Annotated in this window: 28 protein-coding genes; 23 read left to right on the forward strand and 5 right to left on the reverse strand. The window is 60.2% G+C overall.

From position 1 onward, the window contains the following. Positions 1-96: 96 nt before the first annotated feature. A complete protein-coding gene (locus tag PHS32_RS02805) occupies positions 97-1,704 on the forward strand; it encodes a glycerol-3-phosphate dehydrogenase/oxidase (protein ID WP_301077274.1) in 1,608 nt (535 codons plus the stop codon). Between the two features lie 50 nt (positions 1,705-1,754). On the opposite strand, the gene PHS32_RS02810 is transcribed toward PHS32_RS02805, so the two are convergent. From PHS32_RS02810 to PHS32_RS02830, 5 genes are read right to left on the reverse strand one after another with little or no spacing between them, the layout of a single operon-like run. After that, positions 1,755-2,384 (reverse strand): DUF47 family protein, encoded by a 630-nt coding sequence (locus tag PHS32_RS02810; protein ID WP_301077275.1) that lies wholly within the window; start codon positions 2,382-2,384, stop codon positions 1,755-1,757. Continuing rightward, complete coding sequence (locus PHS32_RS02815) at positions 2,381-3,385, reverse strand: inorganic phosphate transporter (RefSeq protein WP_301077276.1); 1,005 nt, start codon at positions 3,383-3,385, stop codon at positions 2,381-2,383. The genes PHS32_RS02810 and PHS32_RS02815 overlap by 4 nt, the downstream gene beginning before the upstream one ends. Before the next feature lie 25 nt (positions 3,386-3,410). Continuing rightward, positions 3,411-5,084, reverse strand: a complete 1,674-nt coding sequence (locus PHS32_RS02820; RefSeq protein WP_301077277.1) for an iron ABC transporter permease — start codon at positions 5,082-5,084, stop codon at positions 3,411-3,413. Between the two features lie 2 nt (positions 5,085-5,086). After that, on the reverse strand, positions 5,087-6,169 hold the full coding sequence (locus PHS32_RS02825; protein ID WP_301077278.1) for an ABC transporter ATP-binding protein: 1,083 nt from the start codon (positions 6,167-6,169) through the stop codon (positions 5,087-5,089). Between the two features lie 37 nt (positions 6,170-6,206). Next, a complete protein-coding gene (locus PHS32_RS02830) occupies positions 6,207-7,337 on the reverse strand; it encodes an extracellular solute-binding protein (RefSeq protein WP_301077279.1) in 1,131 nt (376 codons plus the stop codon). A gap of 144 nt (positions 7,338-7,481) precedes the next feature. Here PHS32_RS02830 and PHS32_RS02835 point away from each other — a divergent pair, with 144 nt between their 5' ends. The 22 genes from PHS32_RS02835 (at position 7,482) to rpoA (ending at position 22,084) form a co-directional block, all read left to right on the forward strand. Continuing rightward, positions 7,482-8,933: an FGGY family carbohydrate kinase gene (locus PHS32_RS02835; protein ID WP_301077280.1), complete on the forward strand. Its 1,452-nt coding sequence runs from the start codon at positions 7,482-7,484 to the stop codon at positions 8,931-8,933. 126 nt (positions 8,934-9,059) lie between these two features. Further along, positions 9,060-10,358, forward strand: coding sequence for a sn-glycerol-3-phosphate ABC transporter substrate-binding protein UgpB (gene ugpB, locus PHS32_RS02840; protein ID WP_301077422.1), 1,299 nt, complete (start codon positions 9,060-9,062; stop codon positions 10,356-10,358). A gap of 10 nt (positions 10,359-10,368) precedes the next feature. Next, positions 10,369-11,259, forward strand: a complete 891-nt coding sequence (gene ugpA, locus PHS32_RS02845) for a sn-glycerol-3-phosphate ABC transporter permease UgpA (RefSeq protein ID WP_301077281.1) — start codon at positions 10,369-10,371, stop codon at positions 11,257-11,259. Next, positions 11,259-12,107, forward strand: a complete 849-nt coding sequence (ugpE, locus tag PHS32_RS02850; protein ID WP_301077282.1) for a sn-glycerol-3-phosphate ABC transporter permease UgpE — start codon at positions 11,259-11,261, stop codon at positions 12,105-12,107. Before ugpA ends, ugpE begins: the two co-directional genes overlap by 1 nt. Beyond that, on the forward strand, positions 12,108-13,193 hold the full coding sequence (locus PHS32_RS02855; protein WP_301077283.1) for a sn-glycerol-3-phosphate import ATP-binding protein UgpC: 1,086 nt from the start codon (positions 12,108-12,110) through the stop codon (positions 13,191-13,193). Positions 13,194-13,603: 410 nt separating this feature from the next. After that, positions 13,604-13,972, forward strand: a complete 369-nt coding sequence (gene rplN / locus PHS32_RS02860) for a 50S ribosomal protein L14 (protein ID WP_114972526.1) — start codon at positions 13,604-13,606, stop codon at positions 13,970-13,972. 9 nt (positions 13,973-13,981) lie between these two features. Beyond that, a complete protein-coding gene (gene rplX, locus PHS32_RS02865) occupies positions 13,982-14,302 on the forward strand; it encodes a 50S ribosomal protein L24 (protein WP_301077284.1) in 321 nt (106 codons plus the stop codon). A gap of 2 nt (positions 14,303-14,304) precedes the next feature. Continuing rightward, the gene (rplE, locus tag PHS32_RS02870; RefSeq protein WP_301077285.1) at positions 14,305-14,844 is read left to right on the forward strand and encodes a 50S ribosomal protein L5; all 540 of its coding nucleotides are present in this window, start codon (positions 14,305-14,307) and stop codon (positions 14,842-14,844) included. Positions 14,845-14,852: 8 nt separating this feature from the next. Then, entirely contained in the window at positions 14,853-15,158 is a 306-nt protein-coding gene (gene rpsN / locus PHS32_RS02875; RefSeq protein ID WP_301077286.1) for a 30S ribosomal protein S14, read from the forward strand. Positions 15,159-15,176: 18 nt separating this feature from the next. Beyond that, on the forward strand, positions 15,177-15,572 hold the full coding sequence (rpsH, locus tag PHS32_RS02880; protein WP_301077287.1) for a 30S ribosomal protein S8: 396 nt from the start codon (positions 15,177-15,179) through the stop codon (positions 15,570-15,572). A 26-nt stretch (positions 15,573-15,598) separates the two neighbouring features. After that, positions 15,599-16,132 (forward strand): 50S ribosomal protein L6, encoded by a 534-nt coding sequence (gene rplF / locus PHS32_RS02885; RefSeq protein WP_301077288.1) that lies wholly within the window; start codon positions 15,599-15,601, stop codon positions 16,130-16,132. Between the two features lie 11 nt (positions 16,133-16,143). Next, positions 16,144-16,509, forward strand: coding sequence for a 50S ribosomal protein L18 (rplR, locus tag PHS32_RS02890; protein WP_301077289.1), 366 nt, complete (start codon positions 16,144-16,146; stop codon positions 16,507-16,509). A 17-nt stretch (positions 16,510-16,526) separates the two neighbouring features. Next, positions 16,527-17,051, forward strand: a complete 525-nt coding sequence (gene rpsE, locus PHS32_RS02895) for a 30S ribosomal protein S5 (protein WP_301077290.1) — start codon at positions 16,527-16,529, stop codon at positions 17,049-17,051. Positions 17,052-17,066: 15 nt separating this feature from the next. Further along, a complete protein-coding gene (rpmD, locus tag PHS32_RS02900; RefSeq protein ID WP_301077291.1) occupies positions 17,067-17,249 on the forward strand; it encodes a 50S ribosomal protein L30 in 183 nt (60 codons plus the stop codon). Between the two features lie 10 nt (positions 17,250-17,259). Beyond that, positions 17,260-17,691 (forward strand): 50S ribosomal protein L15, encoded by a 432-nt coding sequence (rplO, locus tag PHS32_RS02905; protein ID WP_301077423.1) that lies wholly within the window; start codon positions 17,260-17,262, stop codon positions 17,689-17,691. A 26-nt stretch (positions 17,692-17,717) separates the two neighbouring features. Continuing rightward, the gene (gene secY / locus PHS32_RS02910) at positions 17,718-19,040 is read left to right on the forward strand and encodes a preprotein translocase subunit SecY (RefSeq protein ID WP_301077292.1); all 1,323 of its coding nucleotides are present in this window, start codon (positions 17,718-17,720) and stop codon (positions 19,038-19,040) included. A 14-nt stretch (positions 19,041-19,054) separates the two neighbouring features. Further along, positions 19,055-19,273 (forward strand): translation initiation factor IF-1, encoded by a 219-nt coding sequence (gene infA / locus PHS32_RS02915; protein ID WP_007869286.1) that lies wholly within the window; start codon positions 19,055-19,057, stop codon positions 19,271-19,273. A 61-nt stretch (positions 19,274-19,334) separates the two neighbouring features. Further along, on the forward strand, positions 19,335-19,448 hold the full coding sequence (gene rpmJ / locus PHS32_RS02920) for a 50S ribosomal protein L36 (protein WP_301077293.1): 114 nt from the start codon (positions 19,335-19,337) through the stop codon (positions 19,446-19,448). 24 nt (positions 19,449-19,472) lie between these two features. Next, positions 19,473-19,838 carry a 30S ribosomal protein S13 gene (gene rpsM / locus PHS32_RS02925; protein ID WP_301077294.1) on the forward strand — a complete coding sequence of 122 codons (366 nt, stop codon included), beginning with the start codon at positions 19,473-19,475 and terminating at the stop codon, positions 19,836-19,838. Positions 19,839-19,857: 19 nt separating this feature from the next. Continuing rightward, positions 19,858-20,262, forward strand: a complete 405-nt coding sequence (gene rpsK, locus PHS32_RS02930) for a 30S ribosomal protein S11 (protein ID WP_301077295.1) — start codon at positions 19,858-19,860, stop codon at positions 20,260-20,262. A gap of 94 nt (positions 20,263-20,356) precedes the next feature. After that, positions 20,357-20,980, forward strand: a complete 624-nt coding sequence (rpsD, locus tag PHS32_RS02935; RefSeq protein ID WP_301077296.1) for a 30S ribosomal protein S4 — start codon at positions 20,357-20,359, stop codon at positions 20,978-20,980. Positions 20,981-21,094: 114 nt separating this feature from the next. Next, a complete protein-coding gene (gene rpoA / locus PHS32_RS02940) occupies positions 21,095-22,084 on the forward strand; it encodes a DNA-directed RNA polymerase subunit alpha (protein WP_301077297.1) in 990 nt (329 codons plus the stop codon). Positions 22,085-22,165 lie beyond the last annotated feature (81 nt).

A 22,165-nucleotide genomic window follows, 5' to 3' on the forward strand; every position in this document is an offset into this window, starting at 1 on the left:
AAAGGGAGACCGGCATTTTTAACCCAAAGTGAACACAGAACAGCCTTAAAGCGAACAATAATTGCACCCTTCAGATTTATGTTCAAAGTGCCACCGATGACTACCGAAGTGCCGCCCCTGCCAACCCGCCGTGAGGATTTGATCGCTCGTCTGGCCGAGCCGCGTCAATACGATATCGCCATTGTCGGGGGTGGCGCTACCGGTCTGGGGGTTGCGCTGGATGCGGCGGCACGCGGCTTGAGCGTCGCGCTGGTGGAGTCGCACGATTTTGCCAAAGGCACATCGTCACGTGCCACCAAACTGGTGCACGGCGGCGTGCGCTATCTGGCGCAGGGCAATATTTCCCTGGTGCGCGAAGCGCTGCGCGAGCGCAGCACGCTACTGGACAATGCGCCCTATCTGGCGCAGCCGCTGGCCTTCGTCATGCCGTCCTACAAATGGTGGGAGACTCCTTTTTATGGCATTGGCCTCACCCTGTACGACGCCCTGGCGGGTCGGGCCGGCTTGGGGCATACCGAGTTTTTGAGCCGCGCGCAAACCCTGGCGCTGTTGCCAGCCGCGCAGCCGCAAGGCCTCCAAGGTGGCGTCAAGTACTGGGACGGCCAGTTCAACGATGCGCGCCTGGCGTTGGCGTTGGCGCGCACGGCGGCGGTGCGTGGCGCCCTGCTGGTGAACTATTGCCGCGCGACCGATTTGTTCTATGAAGGCGGCAAGGTCGCCGGCCTGCTGTGCGAAGACAGTCTCACCGGCCAGTCCTACCGTATCCGGTCGCGCTGCGTCGTCAACGCCACTGGGGTCTGGGTCGATGAACTGCGTCAGAAGGACGGCGCCGCCAACAGCACGGATGGCCGGCGCCCGACCAAGCCCATGGTGGCACCCAGCCAGGGTGTCCACATTGTGGTGGATCGCGAATTTCTGGGTGGCGAAAGCGCTCTGATGGTGCCCAAGACCGCCGACGGCCGGGTCCTGTTTGCGGTGCCGTGGCTGGGCAAGGTGATTCTCGGCACCACCGATACGCCGCGCCATGACCTGGCGCGCGAACCGCTGCCGTTCAAGGAAGAGATCGATTTCATCCTGACCGAGTCGGCGCGTTATCTGCGGCGTGCGCCGCGGCGCTGCGACGTCAAGAGCGTCTGGGTCGGCTTGCGTCCGCTGGTCAAACCGCAGGACGACGACGGCGATAACACCAAGGGCTTGAGTCGTGAGCACACCGTGCTGGTCAGCCGCAGCGGGCTGGTGACGGTGACCGGCGGCAAGTGGACCACTTACCGCGCCATGGCGGAGGATGTGTTGCGCCAATGTGCCGCCAAGTCGCTGATCGAGAACAGAAGTGCTGGTGTGACCGTTCATTTGAAGTTGATCGGGGCCGATGCGGCGGGCGCGCAACCACACTCCATCAGCCAGCCGCCCGGCATTCATTCGTATGGCAACGAACAGTCAAGGGTGATGAGTCTGCCGGGCGCGCAGACCGAGTTGTGTCCCGGCTTGACGGAAGCCATGGTCCGTTTTGCTGCCCGCCATGAGTACGCGGTTCACGTCGAGGATGTGCTGGCGCGCCGCTCCCGCTTGTTGTTCCTGGATGCCCGCCTGGCAAGTTCCCTGGCGGCGCGGGTGGGTGAAATCCTGTTTCAGGAAACCGGGCTGGACCCGCAAGTTGCGCCTTTTACGGAACTGGCACAACACTATTTGCGCTTGCCGGAATAAGAGGCGCCGAGCGGCGCCGATGGGCCGGCCCGCTGCGGGGTGTCTGGCGTTTACGAGAGCTTCATCACCACCATGCCAAACACGTTGGCCGCGGCGTCGGCGCGATGCGACATGTTGGAGATGTGCCGATAAACCTCGCGCCGGTAAAACAGCGCCGGCAGGTCCTGTAGCGCCAGCGGGGGCGCAAACAAGTCCTTGATCGCGGCCCGGTACAAGCGCTCGACCTGCCGCTCTTTCTTCCCCACTTCATGCGCGTGGTCGGTCGCCACACGCGGATTCTTGGCCAGCCGCGCAATCGCCAGCTGCAACTCTTGCGCCTGGCCGTAGACCAGCGCCACCATGCGCCGGATGTAGTCGTCGGCGGCAACGTTGAGAATGTTCATTTCCTCGAGGGTGGTCAGCGCGTAAGTCACCATGCCCTGGTATTCGTGCGACAGGTTGAAGATATCCTCCCGGTCCAGCGGCGTGATAAAGGTCCGGTGCAGCTCGTCGACCAGCACCCGGCGCAGTTCGCCCGAATCATCCGCCAGTGCGTGCAGTTGCTGCACCGCGGCGTCATTGACCTGGTCCAGCGAGGCTTCCAGAAAGCCAATGCCCTTGACGGTATTGGCCGATTGCGCCATCAGCATCGAGACAAAGCGGTTCCCGTCCTTCACACCCAAGTCGAAAATACCCATCATCCACCTCCGGTCCGCAATAGCGCCCTGGTCACCAGGTAAACGGGCAGCGCCAGCAGGGCACACACCGGCAGCGTCAACAGCCAAGCCAGCGCAATCTCGCCCAGCACGGCCCAGCGCACTTTGGAACGTCGCTCGGCCGCACCGGCGCCGGCGATCGCCATGCTCGTGACCTGGGTCGAACTGACCGGCCCGCCGACCACCGAGGCCGCCAGGATGACCATGCCGGAGGCCAGTTGCGCGCTGAAACCGTGGATCGGACGCACGCGGTACAGGCCTAGGCCCAGCGTGCGTATCAGGCGCGAGCCCCCCAGCGCCGTGCCCAGGGCCATGGCGCCGGCGCACAGCGTAATGAGCCACCAAGGGACTGTGAAGCTGGGTGTATAGCCGAGCACCAGCAGGCCCAGGGCCAGCACCCCCATGGTTTTTTGCGCGTCGTTGGCACCGTGGCTCAGGGCCAGTGCGGTGGCGGTAACGATTTGCGCGCGCGACAGCAGCAGATTTGCTTTCGGGCTGGCCGCGCGCAGCAGCCAGCGGGTGGTCAGCATGACCAGCAGCCCGGCCGCCAGGCCCAGCAGGGGTGCCAGCAGCAGCGCCGCTCCGATCTTCCACAGTCCGGCCGACTGGATCGCCCCGGGGCCTGCCTCCATCAGCGCCGCGCCCAGCATGCCGCCCAGCAAGGCATGCGAGGAACTGACGGGAATGCCCAAATACCAGGTGGCAAAGTCCCACAGGCAGGCGCTGAGCAGCGCTGTCAGCAGCACCGCGATGCCGATCGCCTGCGGACGCACCACCTCCGTGCCAATGGTGTGCGCCACCGCGACGCCCAGCAGAAAGGGTCCGGCCAGGTTGGCCAGAGCGGTCAGGGCGAGCGCGCCGCGCCCACTCATGGCGCGCGAAGCAATGATGGTGGCGACGACGTTGGCGCCGTCGTGAAAACCGTTGAGAAAGTCGAACAGCAAGGCCAGCACGAACAGGGTCACCAGCAGAACAAAGGGCGACATGGTCAGGAGCTACGCACTGCTGGCGTCAGCCGAACAAGCCGCCAACCCGGGTGCCGGCAATCCGGTTCACCACGTACAGGCTGGCCGCGCAAACAGCGATCAGGATCACGCCCAGGGCCGCCGCCTGGCTCTGCGAGCCGGCGATGTAAAAGGTGAAGATGCCGAACGGAATCATCTCCCAGCCGCCCAGTGTCAGGAAGATGGTGGCCGAGGCCTCCTGAATCGACATGATGAAGGAGAACAGCGCACCGACCAGAATGCCTTTCCAGACCAGCGGTACCGTGATGTCGCGGAAGGTGCGCAGCTTGGAGGCGCCAACGTTGGCCGCCGCCTCCTCCATTGCCGGATGCACCAGCTGCAAAGAGGAGAAGCTGCCACGCACGGTGTAGGGCAAACGCCGCACTGCCAGCACCAGCGGCAGGATGATCCACATGCCGGTCAGCGGGATGCCGATCAAAGGCAGCGGAATATTGAAGGCGCGGATGTAGGCGATGCCGATGGCCGTGCCGGGAATGGCCAGAATCAGTGTCGTCAACGCGTCCATGGTCTTGCGCCCCGGGGCTCGGGTGCGCGCCATGATCCAGGCCATAGGCACGCCCACGATCAGGCACAGCAGCAAGGCCAGCCCGGCGTACAGGAAGGAATTGACGATGAACTTGGGCGTATCGATGCTGACCGCCTTGAAGAACTCCAGCGTGTAGTTGACCGGGAACGGCGTCAGCGCCCAGCCGCGCCCGACCGCGGCCAACATGACGCCCGCTTGCGGAATGACACAGACCAGCATTAGCAGCGACAGTACGCCCACCGCCAGCCAGCGCTGGAACGGCCCCAGGCGGCGCCGTTCGACCTTGGAATAGGCCAGCGAGCTGTAATCCTTGATTGCCACATACTGGCGTGCCGCCAGCACGAAGACGATGGCCAGCAGCACCAGCAGGGCCGAAATCACGATCCCCATGCGGAAGATCTTGCGATCGACAAACTGCATGATGTTGAGGTAGGCCTGCGGCGCCAGCAAGTCCTGCACGCCCAGCACCAGCGGCGTGATGAAGTCGGCAAAGGTCCAGATGAACACCAGCAGCGCGCCGGAGACGTAGCCCGGCGTCGTCAGCGGCAAGGTGATGCTCCAGAAGCGTTTCCAGCCGTTTGCGCCCATGCCTTGCGCCGCTTCCTCCAGCGTCGGGTCGACCTTGGCCAGCGCGTCCAGAATGCTCAGTGTCATCATGGGGAACAGGTGCACCGTCTCCACCAGCAGGATGCCGTGCATGCCGTACATGAAATTGATCGGTTGTTGCATGCCGAACCAGTCCATCAGCAGGATGTTGACGGTGCCGGCGCGTCCCAGGATAAAGACAAAACCCAGCACTCCCACCAGCGGCGGCAGGATCATCGGTGTCATGGTCAGGTAGGAGAACAGCGTGCGGTAGGGGAAGTCGTAGCGCACGATCAGAAAAGCCACCGCGATGCCGATCACCGAAGTCGTGACAACCGCCGCCAGGCCCAACGCCATGGAGCGCCAGAACGCGCGCAAATAGAAGGAGTCGGTGAAAAAGTCCTGAAAATTGCGCAGCGTGAACTGCCCCATTTCATTGGTGACAGCGTCATAAAAAATGCGGGTCAGCGGAAACAGCACGAACAACAGCAGGAAGGCCCAGATCAGGCCGAACCCGAATACCGACAAAGGTGCCCGCGGCAGCTTCATGATCAAGCCGCAATCGCCACCGTGCTGGCCGCCTCGAAGCTGAGCGCCACCGGCGTGCCGGTGGGCCGCGGGTCGTGGTGCCAGGGATCGCGGATGTCCACCTTGAACAGGATGCCCTGCCCCAGATCGACGTCATAGCGCACGGTGTGACCCAGATAGGCGGCAAAGGCGATGTGGCCCTGGACCTGGTTATGCCCGGGGGCGCTGGCGCCGTCGAGGGCGGCGTTTTCCGGACGAATCGAAAGCACGCACGGATCGCCCGGCTGCAAGTGATGATTCATCAGCGTGCTGAATTCGCCCAGCGCGGTTTTCACGCGTAAGTAGCGTTGCGGTGAATCCGCTGCAGGCACCGCTTCCACGCTGCCCTCGATCAGGTTGTTGATGCCGATGAAATCCGCCACGAAGCGGTTTTCCGGTCGTTCGTACAAGGCCTTGGGTGGGCCGATCTGCAACACCTTGCCCTGGTTGAAGACCACGATGCGGTCGGACAGCGTCAGCGCCTCTTCCTGGTCGTGCGTCACATAGACGGTGGTAATGCCCAGCTCTCTTTGCAGCTTGCGGATCTCGGCGCGCACCTGGATGCGGACTTTCGCGTCCAGATTCGACAGGGGCTCATCCAGCAGCAGGATCCTGGGATTCAGGACCAGCGCCCGCGCCAGCGCCACGCGCTGTTGCTGGCCGCCGGAGAGTTGCCCGGGATAGCGGTCGGCCAAGCCGGACAGCCTGACCTTCTCCAGCACCGCGCCAATGCGCTGGGCAATCTTGTCCTGGGGCTGCTGGCGCAGCTTGAGTCCGTAGGCCGCATTTTCGAACACCGTCATGTGCGGCCACAGCGCGTAGTTCTGGAACACCATGCCGATGCCGCGCTCATGCGGCGGCAAATCGTTGACCAGCCGGTCGTCAAACAGCACCTGACCGCCGTCCGGCGCATTGAATCCGGCAATCAGGCGCAACAGTGTCGTCTTGCCGCAGCCCGAGGGGCCCAGGAGTGTGAACAACTCACCCTCCTCGATCGAGAAGCTGACGTGGCTCACGACCTCCTGCTTGCCAAAACTCTTGCACAGATCCTGCACCGTGATGCGCATGCCTTACTCCCGTGCCTCCTTGCTGGCGCCGCGGACACTAACGCTTGAGTTGATCCCAGACCGACTCGATGTCCTTGCGGAACTGTTCGTTCACCTGCTCGTAGCGGCCCTGGGCCTTGTCATCTTCGTAGATGTTGGTCACGTCGATGTCAAAGTAGGAGCGGATGCCGCCGGTGAATTCGACCGCCATTTCGGCGCGCGAACCGGCTGCACCCTGCACGCGGAACTTGGGCGTGATGGGAAACACACCCCGTTCCATGGCCACCCGCTGGCCGCGCTCGGACAGCAGGTACTCGATGAAGGCCCGCGCCGCCTTGGGATGTTTGGCGCCGGCCAGCACCGCTATCGGTTCGGGCGTGATCCAAGCCGTCTTCGGTGCCACGAACTTGATGTCGAAACCGGCCAGCCGGTCTTCAAAGGCCATGTAGCTGGGCACCGCAAAGCCGGCGGCGAACTCACCCCGCGCCACCACCGAAGGCACGTCGCGGCTGCGGGCCGTGAACATGCCGGTGTTGGCGCCCAGGCGCTTGAGCCAAGCCCAGCCTTTTTCATCGCCGTCGCGCTGCAGGATCACCTCATAAGTGGCGTGGCTGCTGCTGGAGCGGCTGGGGGCGCACTGCGCCACCTGGCCTTTGAGTTTGGGGTGCAGCAAGTCGTCCCAGTCCTTGGGCTCGGGCACCCCCAGGCGCTTGAGCACCGTCGGTTGGTACACCAGGCCATAGGGCTCCAGCACGGTGCCGGTCCAGAAGCCTTTCGGGTCCTTCAGGTAGATCGGCTTGGGCTTGCCGATGGTGGCCGGAATGGCGTCCATGACGGCCTTCGGCAGGTCCAGCCGGACCAGCAGCTTTTGCTCGGCCAGCTTGTCATACAGCGCACTCTCGCCGCCCCAGACAATATCCACCTCCGGGCGTCCCTTCCATTCCAGGATGCGTCCGTAGGCGACCGGCGTTCCGGCCGCCAGGGCGCTGGTTTTGAGGTTGATATTCCAGGTTTCCTTGGCGTACTTGGCAAAGTCCGCCAAGGCTGGGTCGGTCAAGGTCTTGGCGACCGGCGTGATGAGGACCAGTTCGTCCTCGATCACCGGCGCTGCCTGCTGCGCCGAAACCAGGCCCGTGGCAAGCGAGGTGGCGGCAATAGCAAGAGTGAATTTTTTCAGGTAGTGAAGCATGGCATCCCCCAACTTTTCATGAACAAGAAGCGTCAACACAAAAACACACTCTACGCACCATGCCAGTCGCTCCCTTGATTATTCTCAAGCCCGGAGCAACTCGCAGCCCTAGAGTGAAAGAGTCATGTTTTCCAAAGAGTTGCCGTGAACCAGACCGCCTCCGCGCCGGCGGATCCGCTCTACCTGGCGATTGACCAGGGCACCCATGCCAGCCGTGCGCTGGTGTTCGATCGGCGCGGGCAGGCGCTCTCCAGCGGCACGGTGGCAGTGTCCCTCAGCCAGCCGCGGGACGATTGGGCCGAGCAGGACGGCGACGAGCTGGTGGCCTCGGTGCAGACGGCAGTCCGGCAGGCCTTGCTGGCATTGGGCGAGCGCGCTCAGGACGTGGTGGCGGCCGGTCTGGCCAGTCAGCGCGCCAGTGCCATCTGTTGGGATCGGCTCAGCGGTCAGCCGCTGTCTCCCGTTTTCAGCTGGCAAGACAGACGCGCCCACGCCTGGATCGACCAGTTGCAGGCGCACGGCGAGACGGTGCATCGCAAGACCGGTTTGTTCCTTTCGCCCCACTACGGCGCCAGCAAGCTGCGCTGGGCGCTGGACCACCTGCCGGCCGTGCGTCAGGGGCTGGCGGCGCAGACCTTGTGCTGGAGCCCGCTGGCCAGCTTTCTGGTGTTTCGCCTGTGCCGCGAGCGGCCGTTGCTGGCCGACCCGCAATGCGCCGCGCGCACGCAACTGTGGAACTTGCAGACACATGACTGGGACCCCGAACTGCTGGCGCTGTTCGGTCTGCCGGCCGGGTTCTTGCCGCGCAGCGTGCCGACCTGCCATGCCTGGGGCACGCTGGAAGCGGTGGGGGCCGATATTGCCCTCACGGCGGTCAATGGCGATCAGTCGGCCGCCGTCTTTGCCTTTGGCTGGCCCGAGGCCGATTCGGCCTACATCAACATTGGCAGCAGCGCTTTCGTGCAGCGCGCGCTGCTGGCTTTTCCCGGCTACGTGCCGCGCCAGCTCACCGGCATCATCCTGGACGATGGCGCAACCCGCGTCTACATGGTGGAGGGCAATGTGAACGGTGCCGGCACCGCGCTGGCCTGGATCAGTGGCGAACTGGGCATTGACCACTTGACGCAGAAGTTGCCGCAGTGGTTCGAGCGCCCCGAGGAGCCGCCACTGTTTTTGAACGGCATCGCCGGCCTGGGCGGGCCCTTCTGGCAAGCCGAGTTTCCCTCGCGTTTTGTCGGCGAGGGCGAGCCCTGGCAGAAAGCCGTGGCGGTGGTCGAGAGCATCGTGTTCCTGCTGCAAGCCAATATCGAGCACATGGCGCGCTACGTTGCGCCGGCGCGGCGTATCCGTGTCAGCGGCGGCGTATCGCAGCTCGACGGTTTGTGCCGGCGCCTGGCCTCGGTCAGCGGCCTGCCGGTGCACCGGCGCGACGATCCGGAAGCCAGCGCGCGCGGCATCGCCTACCTGGCAGCTCAGCGCCCAGCCGAATGGAACAACGCGGCCCATGAAGAGGTCTTCCCGGTGACGGGCGACCCGCCACTCGCCGAGCGCTACCGGCGCTGGCGCTCGCTGATGGCGCAGGCCACCGGAACCTGACGCCTTGTTGATTTTTCTCAATCCGGCACCGGGGGGCGGGGCTATGGTTTGTTCATGGGGTGGCGCTGTGCCGCTCATAGATAAAGGAGAGAGTTCATGCGCACTCGCAAATTGATAGCACTTACGATGGCCTCCGCCTTGCTTTCACCGGCGCTGGTTCACGCCGAGACCGAGATCCAGTGGTGGCACTCGATGACCGGCGCCCTGAGCGATCAGCTCAACGACATTGCCAGCCAGTTCAATGCCTCGCAATCCGAGTTCAAGGTGGTGCCGGTGTACAAGGGCGGCTACGCCGAATCGATGTCCGCCGCCATCGCCGCCTACCGGGCCAAGAGTCCACCGCACATTGCGCAGGTGTTCGAGGTCGGCACCGCCACCATGATGGCGGCGCGCCAGGCCATCAAACCGGTGTACCAGGTGATGGCCGAATCGGGCGAGACCTTCGATCCCAAGAGCTACATGCCGGCGGTCACCAGCTATTACACCGACACCGCGGGGCGCATGCTGTCGATGCCTTTCAACAGCTCCACCACCGTCTTCTATTACAACAAGGATGCGTTCCGCAAAGCCGGGCTGAACCCGGACCAGCCACCCAAGACCTGGGCCGAAGTGGGCGAGGCTGCGAAGAGAATCAAGGATACCAACACACTGCCCTGCGGCTACACCACCGCCTGGCAGTCCTGGGTGCAGCTGGAAAACGCCAGTGCCTGGCACAACGTGGCCTTCGCCACCAAGGACAACGGCTTTGGCGGCATGGACGCGCGCCTGGTGTTCAACAACCCGCTGCTGGTGCGCCACATCGGCATGCTGGGTGACTGGGCCAAGGACGGGCGCTTCACCTACGCCGGACGCACCACCCAGCCGGAGGCCAAGTTCTACAGCGGCGAGTGCGCCATGATCACCACCTCGTCGGCGGCTTACGGCAACATCAAACGCAGTTCCAAATTCGAGTTCGCCATCTCCGCCCTGCCTTATCACGCAGATGTCAAGGGCGCACCGCAGAACTCCATCATCGGCGGCGCCAGCCTGTGGGTGTACGCCGGCCGCCCCAAGGACGAATACCGTGGCGTTGCCAAGTTCTTCACCTTCATGTCCTCGGCCAAAATCCAGGCCGCCTGGCACCAGGCCACCGGCTATGTGCCGATCACCACCGCGGCCTACGACTTGAGCAAAGCGCAGGGCTTCTACGACAAGAACCCCGGTACCAACGTGGCCATCGAGCAGTTGCTGCTGAAGAACCCGACCAAGATGTCCAAGGGCGTACGTCTGGGCAACCTGGTGCAGATCCGCGACATCATCGACGAGGAACTGGAAGCCGTCTGGTCCGGCAAGAAGACCGCCAAGGCAGCGCTGGACGAAGCGGTAAAGCGCGGTGATGAGGAATTGCGCAAGTTCGAGCGCGCCAACAAGGGGGCTGCCAAGTAAGACCTTGCCCATGGCTGCTGAAAAGCGCGCTTACTTCCCGGCCGGTTGGTTGCCCTACGCACTGGTGGCGCCGCAGCTGGCCATCACGCTGGTGTTCTTCATGTGGCCGGCGTCGCAGGCCATGTGGCAATCCCTGCTGGTGGAGGATTCGTTCGGCCTGAACGTGCAGTTCGTGGGCTTGCTCAATTTCCGTGAGCTGCTGGCCGACCCGTACTACCTGAACTCATTCAAGGTCACGGCCGTGTTCAGCGTGCTGATGACGCTGGGCGCGCTGCTGATCTCGCTGCTGCTGGCGGGCAGTTGCGACTACCTGGTGCGCGGCGCGCAGGTGTACCAGACGCTGCTGATCTGGCCTTACGCGGTGGCGCCGGTGGTGGCGGCGGTGCTGTGGTCATTCATCTTCAACCCGTCGGTGGGCATTCTCACTTACGTGCTGCACAGCTGGTTCGGCGTCGAGTGGAACCACATGCTCAACGGCAACCAGGCCATGACGCTGATCATCATCGCCTCCGGCTGGAAGCAGATTTCCTATAACTTCCTGTTCTTCCTGGCCGGCATGCAGGCGATTCCAAAGTCGCTGATCGAGGCCGCCGCGATCGATGGCGCCGGACCCCTGAAACGCTTTCTCACGGTAGTGCTGCCGCTGATTTCGCCCACCACCTTCTTCCTGCTGGTGGTCAACATCGTCTATGCCTTCTTCGACACCTTCGGCGTGATTGACGCCACGACCCAAGGCGGCCCGGTGCAGGCCACGCAGGTGCTGGTCTACAAGGTGTACCACGACGGTTTCAAGGGCGGCGACCTGGGTGGCTCGGCGGCGCAGTCGGTGGTGCTGATGGTGATCGTGATGGTGCTGACGGTGGTGCAATTCCGCTACATCGAACGAAAGGTGCAGTACTGATGATCGAGAACCGTCCCGGCTTGCGGTTGTTCTGCCACGCGATGCTGCTGCTGAGCGTGCTGACGCTGGCGTTTCCGGTGTGGATTGCCTTCGTCGCCTCCACCCACACCGCCGAACGCATGCTCACGGTGCCCATTCCACTGTGGCCGGGCACTGAACTGCTGGACAACTACCGCACCGTGCTGCTCAAGGGCGTGGCCGGTGCCAGCGCGGCGCCGGTGAGCCGCATGATGTTCAACAGCTTGGTGATGGCGCTGTCGATTTCCGTCGGCAAGATCATCATCTCGTTGCTCTCGGCGTTTGCCATCGTGTACTTCCGCTTCCCCTTGCGCATGGTGTTCTTCTGGATGATCTTCATCACCCTGATGCTGCCGGTGGAGGTGCGCATCTTCCCGACCTACAAGGTGGTGTCGGACCTGCATTTGATCAACACCTACGGCGGGCTGACGCTGCCCTTGATTGCCTCCGCCACGGCGACCTTTTTGTTTCGCCAGTTCTTCATGACCATTCCGGACGAGATGATGGAGGCCGCGCGCATGGACGGTGCCAGTGCCATGCGCTTTTTCTGGGACGTGGTGCTGCCGCTGTCGCGCACCAACATGGCGGCGCTGTTCGTGATCCTGTTCATCTACGGCTGGAACCAGTACCTCTGGCCGCTGCTCGTCACCACCGACGAGTCGATGTATACGGCAGTCATCGGCATCAAGCGCATGATCCCCGGCGGTGATGCCTCGGTCGACTGGAACCTGGTGATGTCGGCCGCCATGCTGGCCATGCTGCCGCCGGCCCTGGTGGTGATCGTGATGCAGAAATGGTTCGTCAAGGGCCTGGTCGAGCAGGAGAAATAAATGGCCGCCGTTTCGATTCGCAATGTCTACAAATCCTTCGGCCCGGTGAAGGTGATTCAGGGCATTTCAATGGAGGTCGCGGATGGCGAGTTCGTGGTCATGGTGGGGCCGTCGGGCTGCGGCAAGTCCACGCTGCTGCGCATGATTGCCGGCCTGGAGAGCATCAGTTCCGGCGACATTGCGATTGGTGGGCGGGTGGTGAACCGGGTCGAGCCGAAGGACCGGGACATCGCCATGGTGTTTCAGAACTACGCCCTGTACCCGCATAAAAGCGTCTACGACAACATGGCCTACGGGCTGAAGATTCGGGGTCTGCCGAAAGACAAAATCGAGGAGTTGGTGCAGCGCGCCGCCGCAACGCTGGAGCTGTCGGCCTTGCTCCAACGCGCGCCGCGCGAGCTCTCCGGCGGCCAGCGCCAGCGCGTGGCCATGGGGCGCGCCATCGTGCGCCAGCCGGCGGTGTTTTTGTTCGACGAGCCGCTGTCCAACCTGGACGCCAAGTTGCGGGTGCAAATGCGGGCCGAACTGCAGGCATTGCACCGGCGTCTGGGGACCACGACCTTGTACGTCACACACGACCAGGTGGAGGCGATGACGCTGGCGCAACGCATGCTGGTCATGAACCAGGGCCGCGCCGAGCAGATCGGCGCGCCGCTGGAGGTGTACACGCGCCCGGCCACGACTTTCGTCGCCGGCTTCATCGGTTCGCCGCCGATGAATCTGATTCCCGGACGGATCGAGGCCGACGGCACCGCGCTGGTCACCGAGGAGCAGGCCCAGGTGCGCCTGCCACGCAGCATCGCTTCCCTGGTTGGCCGCGATGTCCTGCTGGGGGTACGCCCGGAGCACCTGGAGGCTTGCGACGAGGCTTCCGCGCTGCTCACGCCGATGATCAATTTTGTCGAGCTGCTGGGCTCGGACTCCCTGGTGTATGGTTACCTGGGCGGGGACAAGCGCGGCGTGCGTCTGGCGGCACGCCTGCATGCGACATCGGCGCAGGCCCATGATGGCGCGCTACCGCTGCGCTTTGAGGAGCAGCATATGCACTTGTTCGACCCGGCCAGCGGCCTACGCTTGGAGGCATGAGGAAAAAAACGATGGCGTCCATGGCGCCATCGGCGACGGGGTCTTTGGCACCGCCCGGGCCTGCATCACGCGCAGGCCGGGTCATGGCGCGCTGGAAAAATGCAAGGAGGTCACCGAGGGCGTATTTGTTTCGCGCCGGGCGAGGTGCGTTTCCCGGCTATCCGTTGGGGTCGTAAGCAGGGCTTGCGCAGCACTATTTGAGCGGGCCGGGAAAATTGCGCTTGACGGGCCTGCGAAAGGTGTGCATAATTAAGGGCTTCGCTTGAAAAAGCATGAAGTGTCTGCCCAACGGCTGTGATGTAAGTGGTTTATATCGCAAACGACGGGCCCAAGACTGACTGGCAAACGGTCGGTCGCCAACCGGAAAGTTGGCGGTCTGATGGTTGCTGGTGCAAGTTGGGAATAATGAAATGATCCAAGCTGAATCTCGATTAGAAGTTGCCGACAATACCGGCGCAAAGTCCGTTCTGTGCATCAAGGTACTGGGTGGATCGAAGCGCCGTTATGCAAGTGTTGGCGACGTCATCAAAGTGAGTATTAAGGAAGCTGCTCCGCGCGGTCGCGTCAAAAAAGGCGAGATTTACAGTGCGGTGGTGGTTCGTACGGCCAAGGGTATTCGTCGCAGTGACGGCTCGCTGGTCAAATTCGATGGCAATGCGGCAGTGTTGCTGAACGCCAAATTGGAGCCAATCGGCACCCGTATCTTCGGCCCGGTGACGCGTGAGTTGCGCACCGAGAAGTTCATGAAGATCGTGTCCCTGGCTCCTGAAGTTTTGTAAGGACGCGCCATGAACAAGATTCGCAAAGGCGACGAAATCATCGTGCTGACAGGGCGCGACAAGGGTAAGCGCGGCAAAGTTGCAGCGCGTAAAGACGACTCGCATGTTCTGGTCGAGGGTGTCAATTTGGTGAAAAAGCACACCAAGCCCAATCCCCTCAAGGGCACGGTTGGCGGTATCGTCGAGAAGGCCATGCCCATTCACCAGTCCAATGTGGCGATTTTTAACACCGCTGCCGGCAAGGCAGATCGTGTCGGCATCAAGCTGCTGGCTGACGGTAAGCGCGTTCGCGTTTACAAGTCCAGCGGTGAAGAAATCAAGGTGGCATAAACATGGCTCGTTTGCAAAAACACTATCGTGAAAAAGTGGCGCCGGAGCTGATGGCCAAGTTTGGCTACACCTCGGCAATGCAGGTTCCGCGTCTGACCAAAATTACCCTGAACATGGGCGTCAGTGAGGCGGTGGCTGACAAGAAGGTGATGGACCATGCGGTTGCCGACCTGAGCAAGATTGCGGGCCAGAAGCCTGTGGTCACCATGTCCAAGAAAGCCATTGCCGGCTTCAAAATTCGCGAGAATCAAGCGGTTGGCTGCATGGTCACGCTGCGCGGTGTCCGGATGTTCGAGTTTCTTGACCGCTTCGTGACCGTTGCTTTGCCTCGAGTGCGTGACTTCCGGGGTATTTCCGGTCGTGCCTTCGACGGCCGTGGCAACTACAACATCGGTGTCAAAGAGCAGATCATTTTCCCTGAAATTGAATACGATAAGGTGGATGCCTTGCGCGGTCTCAATATCAGTATTACCACAACGGCCAAGACCGATGAAGAGTGCAAGGCACTGCTCGCGGGCTTCCGTTTCCCCTTCAAGAATTGAGGTGACCCGTGGCTAAAAAGGCTTTAATCGAGCGCGAGCTCAAACGCGACAAACTGGTTGCCAAGTACGCGAAAAAACACGCCGAGTTGAAGGCGATCGCGAGCGACCTGCAACGCAGTGACGAAGAGCGTGCCGCAGCGCGACTGGGTTTGGAAAAACTTCCGCGCAATGCGAACCCGACGCGCCAGCGCAACCGTTGTGCGATCACCGGTCGCCCCCGTGGCACCTTCCAGCATTTCGGTCTGGCGCGTGCAAAGATTCGTGAAATGGCTTTTGCCGGGGAAATCCCCGGCATCATCAAGGCCAGCTGGTAAGCGGTAGGAGACATAGATATGAGCATGAGTGATCCCATCGCCGACCTGTTGACACGCATTCGCAATGCGCAAATGGTGGCGAAAACTACTGTCAGCGTACCCTCTTCCAAAGTCAAGGTGGCGATTGCCCAAGTATTGAAGGACGAAGGCTATATTGACGGCTTCAAGGTTAATACCGAAGACGGCAAGCCTGAACTTGAAATCGCCTTGAAATATTACGCTGGCCGGCCGGTGATCGAGCGCATCGAGCGCGTCAGTCGCCCAGGTCTGCGGGTTTACCGTGGCAGCGATGCCATTCCCCAAGTTCAGAACGGCCTGGGTGTGGCGATCGTCACAACCCCCAAGGGCGTCATGACTGATCGCAAAGCGCGCGCTACCGGTGTCGGTGGTGAAGTGCTTTGCTACGTCGCCTAAAGCGTGACATTGAGGAGAAACAGAAAATGTCTCGTATAGGAAAAATGCCCGTCGCCGTCCCGGCTGGCGTGGATGTGTCCATTGGAGCCGACCAGATCAGTGTCAAGGGTTCTGGTGGCAGTTTGAATTTGGCTCAGAACGCCTTGGTCAAGGTGAGCAGTGAAGCTGGAAAGCTGAGTTTTCTGCCCGCTAACGATTCGCGCGAAGCCAATGCCATGAGCGGCACCATGCGGCAACTGGTGAACAACATGGTGCTTGGTGTGACCAAGGGCTTTGAGAAGAAGCTGACGCTTGTTGGTGTCGGCTACAAGGCCCAGGCACAAGGTGCAAAACTCAATCTGACGGTTGGCTACTCCCATCCGGTTAACAAGGATATGCCGGCCGGTATCAGCGTTGCGACGCCTCTTCCCACGGAAATCGTGGTCAAGGGTGCTGACCGTCAGCGCGTCGGCCAGGTGGCTGCCGAGATTCGTGCAATTCGTCCTCCCGAACCTTACAAGGGCAAGGGTATCCGCTATGCGGACGAAAAGATCACGATCAAAGAAACCAAGAAGAAATAAGGAGCTGCAACATGTTGACCAAAAAAGAGCAGCGTCTGCGCAGAGCCCGTCAAACCCGTATCCGGATCGCCACTCAGGGCGTCGTTCGTTTGACCGTGAACCGTACCAACTTGCACATTTATGCCAGCGTGGTTTCCGGCGATGGCGACAAGATTTTGGCAAGCGCATCGACTGCGGAGGCCGAAGTGCGCAAAGCGTTAGGTGGTTCGGGCAAGGGCGGCAATGTTGCCGCTGCCCAAGTTGTTGGCAAGCGCCTGGCTGAAAAAGCCAAAGCGGTTGGTGTCGAGAAAGTCGCCTTTGATCGTGCAGGTTTTGCGTACCATGGCCGCGTCAAGGCGCTGGCCGATGCGGCACGTGAAGCAGGCTTGCAGTTCTAAGCAGATCGGAAATTAAGATGGCTAAAGTTCAAGCGAAAATGCAGGGTAAGGCTGAAGGGCCTGAAGACGGTCTGCGTGAAAAGATGATCGCGATCAATCGCGTTACCAAGGTGGTCAAGGGTGGCCGTATTCTTGGTTTCGCCGCCTTGACCGTGGTCGGTGACGGTGATGGCCGTGTCGGCATGGGCAAGGGCAAGTCCAAAGAAGTGCCGGCGGCAGTGCAGAAGGCGATGGAAGAAGCGCGCCGTAACCTGACCAAGGTCTCGCTCAAAAACGGCTCCATTCACCACAAGGTGATGGGTCAACACGGCGCCGCGGCAGTCATGATGGCGCCGGCCCCCAAGGGCACCGGTATTATCGCCGGTGGTCCGATGCGCGCCGTGTTCGAAGTGGTCGGTATCACCGACATCGTGGCCAAAAGCCATGGCTCGACCAACCCGTACAACATGGTTCGCGCCACATTGGATGCGCTTTCTCATGCCACCACGCCCGCCAACGTGGCGGCCAAGCGTGGCAAGACCGTTGAAGAACTCTTCGCTTAACCGGGAGTCCTAAAAATGACAACACAACAAACAGTCAAAGTGCAGTTGGTTCGCAGCCCTATCGGCTGCCAGGAATCGCACCGTGCCACCGTTCGTGGCCTTGGTCTCCGCAAGATTCGCAGCGTCAGCGAGTTGGTGGATACGCCCGAGGTCCGCGGCATGATTAACAAGATCAGTTACCTGGTCAAAGTGCTTTAAGAGGTTGATGATGGAACTCAATGGCATCAAGCCCGCTGACGGTGCAAAGCACTACAAGCGTCGTGTCGGTCGTGGTATCGGCTCTGGTCTGGGCAAGACCGCCGGGCGCGGCCACAAGGGTCAGAAGTCGCGCGCCGGTGGCTATCACAAAGTAGGTTTTGAAGGCGGTCAGATGCCTATGCAACGGCGCTTACCCAAGCGCGGTTTCAAATCCCATCTGCTGAAGTTCAATGCTGAGGTCACGTTGACGTCGCTGGAACTGCTGGGCGCTGCTGAAGTCGATTTGGTGACTCTCAAGCAGGCTGGTCTGGTGGGTGAACTCGCCAGGGTCGTCAAGGTCATTAAAACCGGTGAAATCACCAAAGCCGTGAAGCTCACTGGCATTGGTGCGACGGCAGCTGCCAAAGTTGCGATTGAAGCGGCTGGCGGCAGCATCGCTTAAGAGCGTAATCGAGAAAGACTCCACACGTGGCAACTAACGCAGCTCAACTGGCAAAAACTGGCAAATTCGGCGACCTGCGTCGTCGGCTTGTTTTCTTGCTGCTCGCGCTGGTGGTGTACCGCGTTGGCGCGCATATCCCGGTTCCTGGCATAGATCCTGCGCAATTGGCGCAGTTCTTTAAAGGCCAGCAAGGCGGCATATTGGGTATGTTCAATATGTTCTCCGGCGGCGCGCTGTCACGGTTTACTGTTTTTGCGTTGGGGATCATGCCGTACATTTCGGCGTCGATCATCATGCAGTTGCTCACCTATGTGCTGCCGACCTTCGAGCAATTGAAGAAAGAGGGCGAAGCCGGGCGCCGCAAAATTACCCAGTACACCCGTTACGGGACCCTTGGGTTGGCCTTGTTCCAGTCGATGGGTATTGCGCTGGCGCTGGAAAGCTCGCCGGGTCTGGTGTTGGCTCCTGGATTTGGATTTCGCATGACGGCGGTCGTCACCTTGACGTCTGGAACCTTGTTCCTGATGTGGCTGGGCGAGCAGATCACCGAGCGCGGACTCGGCAATGGTATTTCGATCCTGATTTTCGGCGGTATTGCGGCCGGTTTGCCCAACGCCATTGGCGGTTTACTTGAATTGGTTCGTACCGGTGCGATGAGCATCATCATTGCCTTGTTCATTGTTGTTTTGGTGGCTCTGGTCACTTACTTTGTCGTATTTGTCGAACGTGGGCAACGCAAGATTCTGGTGAACTATGCGCGGCGTCAGGTCGGCAACAAGGTTTATGGTGGACAGTCGTCTCATTTGCCTTTGAAGCTGAACATGGCGGGTGTGATTCCTCCGATTTTCGCCTCCTCCATTATTTTGTTGCCGGCAACGGTAGTCGGTTGGTTCACCGCTGGCGAGTCGAAGAATTGGCTCATGGAGAGACTGAAGGATATGGCAGGCTCATTGACTCCGGGGCAACCGATTTATGTGATCCTCTATGCTGCCGCGATTGTGTTTTTCTGCTTTTTTTATACGGCGCTGGTGTTCAACAGCCGTGAGACGGCAGACAACCTGAAAAAGAGCGGCGCATTTATCCCCGGCATTCGGCCGGGTGACCAAACGGCCAGGTACATCGACAAGATTTTGCTGCGCCTGACGTTTGCCGGTGCCATTTACATCACCCTGGTGTGCTTGCTGCCCGAATTTTTGATCCTGAAGTACAACGTGCCGTTTTACTTCGGTGGAACATCGCTTTTGATTATTGTTGTTGTGACCATGGATTTCATGGCGCAGGTGCAGAACTACATGATGTCGCAGCAGTATGAGTCGCTGTTGAAGAAGGCTAATTTCAAGTCTTCATAAGGCGATTGGTAAATATGTCAAAAGACGATGTTATTCAGATGCAGGGAGAGGTGGTTGAAAACCTGCCCAACGCGACATTTCGTGTCAAGCTGGAAAACGGACACGTCGTCCTTGGGCATATTTCCGGAAAAATGCGTATGCACTACATCCGTATTCTTCCTGGGGACAAGGTCACCGTTGAATTGACGCCCTACGATTTGAGTCGGGCACGGATTGTATTCAGAGCTAAGTAGTAATGGCATGTGTTTCGGCGATCTGCTGCGGAAACACTGAGAATGGTTTTAGGAGAATGAAATGAAGGTTTCGGCTTCGGTCAAAAAAATTTGCCGTAACTGCAAGGTAATTCGGCGCAAGGGCGTTGTGCGTGTGATCTGTAGTGATCCGCGTCACAAGCAGCGCCAGGGTTAATTGCAATAGTTTTAGAGGACGAAAATGGCACGTATCGCTGGCATCAATATTCCGCCGCAACAACATTCCGAGATTGGCCTGACGGCTATCTTCGGGATCGGTCGCAACCGCGCACGAAAAATCTGCGAGGCTTGTGGCATTCCCTATTCCAAGAAGGTCAAGGATTTGACCGACCTGGAGCTGGAGAAAATTCGCGACCATATTGCCCAATTCACCATCGAAGGTGATCTGCGTCGTGAGACGACGATGAACATCAAGCGTTTGATGGACATTGGCTGCTACCGTGGCTTCCGTCATCGGCGTGGCCTCCCCATGCGCGGACAGCGTACGCGCACCAACGCCCGCACCCGCAAAGGCCCCCGCAAGGCTGCTGCTTCATTGAAGAAATAACAGGGATTGAAAGACCAACATGGCAAAAGCTCCCGCCAATAACGCGGCCCAACGGGTCCGCAAAAAGGTTCGTAAAAATGTCGCTGACGGCATAGCGCACGTTCACGCGTCATTCAACAACACCATCATCACGATCGCCGATCGTCAAGGCAATGCCCTGTCCTGGGCTTCGTCCGGTGGTCAGGGTTTCAAAGGTTCCCGCAAATCGACGCCGTTTGCAGCTCAGGTTGCCTCCGAGGTGGCCGGTCGCGCTGCGATCGAGCAGGGTATCAAGAATCTCGACGTTGAAATCAAGGGCCCTGGTCCCGGCCGTGAATCTTCGGTTCGGGCTCTGGCTGCTCTTGGCATTCGCATCAACATGATTGCGGACGTGACCCCGGTGCCGCACAACGGATGCCGCCCACAGAAGCGTCGCCGGATCTGATTCGACATCCAGTTTTTAACCAAGCCCACCGCCACTGGCCCCGCGCCGGTGGCTCCCGTACCAATGTACGGCAGATGACATAAAGGAAGATCAAGTGGCACGCTATCTAGGCCCCAAGGCCAAATTATCCCGCCGTGAAGGCACCGACCTGTTCCTCAAGAGTGCCCGTCGCTCGATTGGAGACAAGGCGAAATTCGATACCAAACCGGGTCAGCACGGGCGCACCTCGGGTGCTCGCACCTCTGACTATGGCTTGCAACTTCGCGAAAAGCAGAAGGTCAAGCGCATGTACGGTGTGCTTGAGAAGCAATTCCGCCGCTATTTCGAGGAAGCCGATAGCCGCAAGGGCAACACCGGTGCGAACCTGTTGTCTCTGTTGGAATCGCGTCTTGACAATGTGGTGTATCGCATGGGCTTCGGCTCGACGCGCGCCGAAGCGCGCCAGCTGGTTTCGCACAAGGCCATGACCGTGAATGGGAAATGCGTCAACATTCCGTCCTATCTGGTCAAAGCCGGTGACGTGATTGCCGTGCGTGACAAGTCGAAGAAGCAAAATCGGGTTGTAGAGGCGCTTCAGTTGGCGCAACAAGTTGGCATGCCGACCTGGGTTGAAGTGAATCTTGAAAAGGCCGAGGGCATTTTCAAGTCGGTTCCTGATCGGGATCAGTTTGCCGCTGACGTCAATGAGTCGTTGATTGTTGAATTGTATTCACGTTAATAGAATTAAACGTATTTTTTCGTTCAAAATCGTTCCTGAGGCGAAGTACTGCGTCTCAGGTGCTTCGTCAGCCTTACCGGTGTAACGAACCGGGGGTATTGAGAGGAAGTCTGCATGCAAAATAGTCTACTGAAACCAAAAGCCATCAACGTCGAGCATCTTGCTGCGAATCGCGCCAAAGTTGCGCTCGAACCCTTTGAGCGCGGCTACGGGCACACCCTTGGCAACGCCTTGCGCCGGGTTTTACTGTCCTCCATGCCGGGCTTTGCCGCGACCGAAGTCACGATTGCCGGCGTCTTGCACGAGTACTCGTCGATCGACGGGGTGCAGGAAGATGTGGTCAATATTTTATTGAACCTCAAAGGCGTGGTGTTCAAGCTTCACAACCGCGAAGAAGTCACGCTCAGCTTACGAAAAGACGGCGAGGGAGCTGTCACGGCCAGCGATATCCAGACCCCTCATGATGTCGAAATCGTCAATCCGGAGCATGTGATTGCTCATTTGTCGCAGGGCGGCAAGCTGGACATGCAAATCAAGGTTGAAAAAGGCCGCGGCTACGTCCCGGGCACGATGCGCCGCCATGGCGATGAGCCGACCAAGTCAATTGGCCGTATCGTGCTGGATGCCTCTTTTTCTCCCGTCAAGCGCGTCAGCTACACCGTCGAGAGCGCGCGTGTCGAGCAGCGTACCGACCTTGACAAGTTGGTCGTTGACATCGAGACCAACGGCGCCATTTCGGCCGAGGAAGCAGTCCGTGCGTCGGCCAGAATTCTGGTCGAGCAGTTGGCTGTCTTCGCGCAACTCGAAGGCACGGAACTGGCGGCGTTTGATGCACCTGCACCACGGGGCAGCGCCCAGTTCGATCCGATCCTGCTGCGTCCGGTGGATGAGCTGGAACTGACGGTTCGCTCGGCCAACTGCTTGAAGGCGGAAAATATTTATTACATTGGTGACCTGATTCAACGCACCGAAAACGAGTTGTTGAAAACTCCGAATCTGGGTCGCAAGTCACTTAACGAAATCAAGGAAGTGCTGGCTTCGCGCGGTCTGACTTTGGGCATGAAGCTTGAAAGTTGGCCCCCAGCCGCTCTTGAAAAGCGTTGATTTTTTTGAGCCCTGAAGAGGGGCTCAGTGCCACGGGCAGTACCTGATACGGCTGCCTTGTTATAAAACCAAAGGAAAGCA

This window comes from Rhodoferax sp., assembly GCF_028714215.1.
GTDB lineage: Bacteria > Pseudomonadota > Gammaproteobacteria > Burkholderiales > Burkholderiaceae_C > Rhodoferax.